Below are 3,572 nucleotides of genomic sequence, written 5' to 3'. Positions count from 1 at the left end.
GCGCGCCTGGCGCACGCGGGCGAGAAGTCCGGACGAGTCGTTGGTCGGAGCGGGCGCAGATCTCGAGTAACGTTCTCGGGTGACTGGTTCGTGAGGAAGGATGCCGTGACGTCAACCGGGAGCATGGTCGGCTTGTTCGCCGGTATCGGTGGGCTCGAGCTGGGCCTGCGGGAACACGGCTGGAACACCGAACTGCTGTGTGAAATCGACCTGGGTGCTCAGGCGGTTCTGCGTACCCGATTCCCTGATGTCCCGGTGCATTCCGATGTCACCACACTGCGGTCACTCCCCCGGGACATCGAGTTGGTGGCGGCAGGATTCCCGTGCCAGGACCTCTCCCAGGCCGGACGGACCGCGGGAATCACGGGCACCCGCTCCAGTCTGGTGGACGAGGTCTTCCGGTTGGTCAAGCGCAAGAAAGGCCCGCGCTGGCTGCTGATGGAGAACGTCCCGTTCATGCTGCAACTCGGCCGTGGCGCGGCTATGAGACACATCACCGACGCACTCGAAGACCTCGGCTACATGTGGGCGTACCGGGTGGTCGACGCACGCGCATTCGGATTGCCCCAGCGTCGGCAGCGGGTTCTGATGCTGGCCTCGCGCACCGATGACCCACGGTCCGTGCTGTTCGGCCAGGACGCCGGGGAACGACCCGTCGACGATCACGCCGACCACCCGTGCGGGTTCTACTGGACCGAGGGGACCCGCGGCCTCGGATGGGCCGTCAACGCCGTCCCGACACTCAAGGGCGGCTCGTCCGTCGGGATCGCGAGCCCGCCCGCGGTGCGTCTGCCGTCGGGCGAAATCGTCACCCCGGGCCTCGTGGACGCCGAACGTCTCCAGGGTTTCGACCCGGACTGGACCGCACCCGCCGCGCTCGTTCCCGGGCTCCGCAACAGCCATCGGTGGAAGCTGGTGGGCAACGCGGTCAGCGTGCGGATGGCGTCCTGGGTGGGCCAGCGCCTCCTGTCGCCGCTGCCCTACGACCGCGGCACCGAGTCGCCCCTGAAACCGGGCGACGCCTGGCCTGCCGCCGCATGGGGCAGCAACCGGCAGTCGTTCCGCGTCCACACGTCCACCTGGCCGGTCCAGGAACCGTACGAGGATCTCAGCGGGTTCCTCGAGGACACCCGGTTGCTGTCGGCCCGCGCCACCGCCGGATTCCTCAAACGGGCCCGGATGGGCAACCTACGTTTCGTACCGGGCTTCATCGACGACGTCGAGAACCACCTGGACCGGATGGGGGGCTTCCCCGAGGCCGCGGCCTGACAACCCGCACCGACGGACACCCGATGCCTCCCACCGATCCCCGGACCAGCGCCCGGATGAGCGCACAACGTCGGCGCGACACCGAGCCCGAACTCGCCCTGCGCCGCGAACTGCACCGGCGCGGCGTCCGGTACTTCGTGGACCGGGCCCCGATGAAAGGCATCCGCCGGCGCGCCGATCTGGTCTTCCCGCGACGCAAGGTGGCGGTATACGTGGACGGCTGCTTCTGGCACAGCTGCCCGCAGCACGCAACATTCCCCAAGAACAACGCCCAGTGGTGGGCCGACAAGCTCGCCGGAAACGTCACCCGGGACCGTGATACCGACACAAGGCTCGCCGAGGCCGGGTGGACGGTGGTGCGGATCTGGGAACACGAGAATCCCGCCGTGGCGGCTGACAGGGTGCAGGAAGCTCTGCAGCAGATGCGGCCGCCGCTCCCGTAAGCGCGCCGTCGGAGCCGGAACCGCCGGCAGCGCCCCGCTCCGCGGTCGTTCGATCAGGGTCGTCGGACGGCCCACGCCGTCCGGGTGCCGCGGATATGCAGGTCGTCGCGGCGTCGGAGGCTGGACGGACCGGTCTCTGCGAGGAGCGCATCGAGTACATCGCGGTCCGCCGGGGAGAGTGTCGGACGGACGACGGGGCCCACACGTTCGAGGTACGCCTGTGCATAGCGGCCCCCGGCGCCCCCGCCGTCGGGGCGTTCGTCGACGATGAACTGTCGACGCTCGACGAGGTCGAATCCGGTCTGCGCCAGGTTCGAGGTCCAGTCGGGATGATCGGGGTGACCAGCCCGCTTGCTCTGAAGCGCTTGGCGGATAAGCGATTCGAGACCATCGCCTACCTCGTCGGTCAGAAATCGTGGTGCCGTGTCCATCTCGACGACGACCAGAAGACCGCCGGGATTGAGCCCGTCGAAGAGGTTGCGAAACGCGCGATCCGGATCGTGAATCTCGTGCAGGCACGATGATGCCCATGCAAGATCGAACGAGCCCGGGATCGACCAGGGTTTGCTCATGTCCATCTGCGCGGTCGATACCCGTGTCTGGACACCAGTTTCTTCGGCCCGCTCGCGAACTCGGCGCAGCATGTCCTCGGAGATGTCGGTCGCGACGACATCGGCATCGGCGAACAAGGTGGCCAGTGCGATGCCGGCGGAACCGGTGCCCGCGCCGACGTCGACAATGCGTCGGATCGGTGTCCCGGCAGCCAGGCTGTGCACCCAGGAAGTGATCTCGGCCAGGTATTTGCGGGAGACGATCGCCTCGAGCTCGATCATGTCGACGAGCCCCGGGTCGTGGCGGGGATCGTGAAAGTGATGGTGGGCTGAAGGCATGACTCCATCCTAGGAGCGGGGTGCCCTAGAGGCATACACTCTTGTCTATGAAGCAAGAAGAATTGGATGGCCTCATTCGCCGCCGCATCCGAGCCTTGCGTCTCGCTCGTGGATGGTCGTTGGACGTCCTTGCCCAGCGCAGTTTCCTCAGTCCCTCGAACCTGAGTCGGATCGAGACCGGACAGCGCAGGATTGCAGTAGATCAGCTGCTGCAGATCGCTCGAGCCCTCGGCACCACCCTCGATCAGCTCGTCGAGTCCCCGAGCGACGACGACGTCGTGATCAGGCCACATCGCAGCGAACGGGAAGGCACGACGATCTGGACACTCGCCCGCGAACGCACTCCGTATGAGATGACCGTCGCGAAGATGCGTTTCACCACTCCCCCTCCACCGCCCGAGGGGCTCGGCGTTCACCCCGGACGAGACTGGTTCATCGCCCTCTCAGGCACTGTGGACCTTCGGCTCGGCGACCGGGCCATCCTGGTCGAAGCCGGGAACGCAGCAGAATTCTCCACCATGATCCCCCATGCCTTCGGCGCACACGACGGGCCGGCGGAGATCCTCACCATCCTCACCCACGATGGCGAACGGGCCCACGTGATGGGCCCGCCAGCCCATTGATTCCGTATCCGGTCATTCGATTGCGGGGTTGTCTTTTTACACCCCAGGGGTATGGTGACGCGCCCCGGAACGGGGGAGGATGAGGGCATTCGGAACAACACTTCGAACAACCGTGTCACCCTCGGAGGAACCCATGATTCGCAAAGTCGCCGCGGCGGCTTTTCTCGTGCTTGCCACGGTGGGGGCTCCGTTCGCCGGCGCCGCCGCGTTCGCCTCCGCGGCCCCGGGCGACACCTACATCAGCAACCCCCCGTCCAACCCCGCCGACGAAGAATTCTGCAGCGACCAGGCGGCACTCGCCAACAACCTCTCCGCCAAGGGTGACTACGCGCGGGCCGACCAAGTAG

5 protein-coding genes are annotated in these 3,572 nt (G+C 66.8%); 4 read left to right on the top strand and 1 reads right to left on the bottom strand.

Annotation, left to right across the window (positions count from 1 at the left end; translation table 11 throughout):
• Positions 1 to 123: 123 nt before the first annotated feature.
• The gene (locus WAW17_RS20065) at positions 124 to 1,269 is read left to right on the top strand and encodes a DNA cytosine methyltransferase (RefSeq protein ID WP_422334674.1); all 1,146 of its coding nucleotides are present in this window, start codon (positions 124 to 126) and stop codon (positions 1,267 to 1,269) included.
• Positions 1,270 to 1,292: 23 nt separating this feature from the next.
• Positions 1,293 to 1,712 carry a very short patch repair endonuclease gene (locus WAW17_RS20060; protein ID WP_422334673.1) on the top strand — a complete coding sequence of 140 codons (420 nt, stop codon included), beginning with the start codon at positions 1,293 to 1,295 and terminating at the stop codon, positions 1,710 to 1,712.
• 53 nt (positions 1,713 to 1,765) lie between these two features.
• Here the strand turns inward: WAW17_RS20060 and WAW17_RS20055 are convergent, their stop codons facing one another.
• Positions 1,766 to 2,602 (bottom strand): class I SAM-dependent methyltransferase, encoded by an 837-nt coding sequence (locus WAW17_RS20055; RefSeq protein WP_422334672.1) that lies wholly within the window; start codon positions 2,600 to 2,602, stop codon positions 1,766 to 1,768.
• Between the two features lie 47 nt (positions 2,603 to 2,649).
• On the opposite strand from WAW17_RS20055, the gene WAW17_RS20050 reads away from it, so the two are divergent.
• Both WAW17_RS20050 and WAW17_RS20045 read left to right on the top strand, forming a co-directional pair.
• Positions 2,650 to 3,225, top strand: coding sequence for a helix-turn-helix domain-containing protein (locus WAW17_RS20050; protein ID WP_422334671.1), 576 nt, complete (start codon positions 2,650 to 2,652; stop codon positions 3,223 to 3,225).
• Positions 3,226 to 3,358: 133 nt separating this feature from the next.
• On the top strand, positions 3,359 to 3,572 hold a 214-nt coding region (locus tag WAW17_RS20045), incomplete at its 3' end, for a hypothetical protein (protein ID WP_422334670.1).

The organism is Rhodococcus sp. (in: high G+C Gram-positive bacteria) (assembly GCF_049286785.1).
Lineage (GTDB): Bacteria > Actinomycetota > Actinomycetes > Mycobacteriales > Mycobacteriaceae > Rhodococcus_F.
The sequence above is the reverse complement of the archived record's forward strand: the minus strand, read 5'-3'. Positions and strand labels throughout refer to the sequence as shown.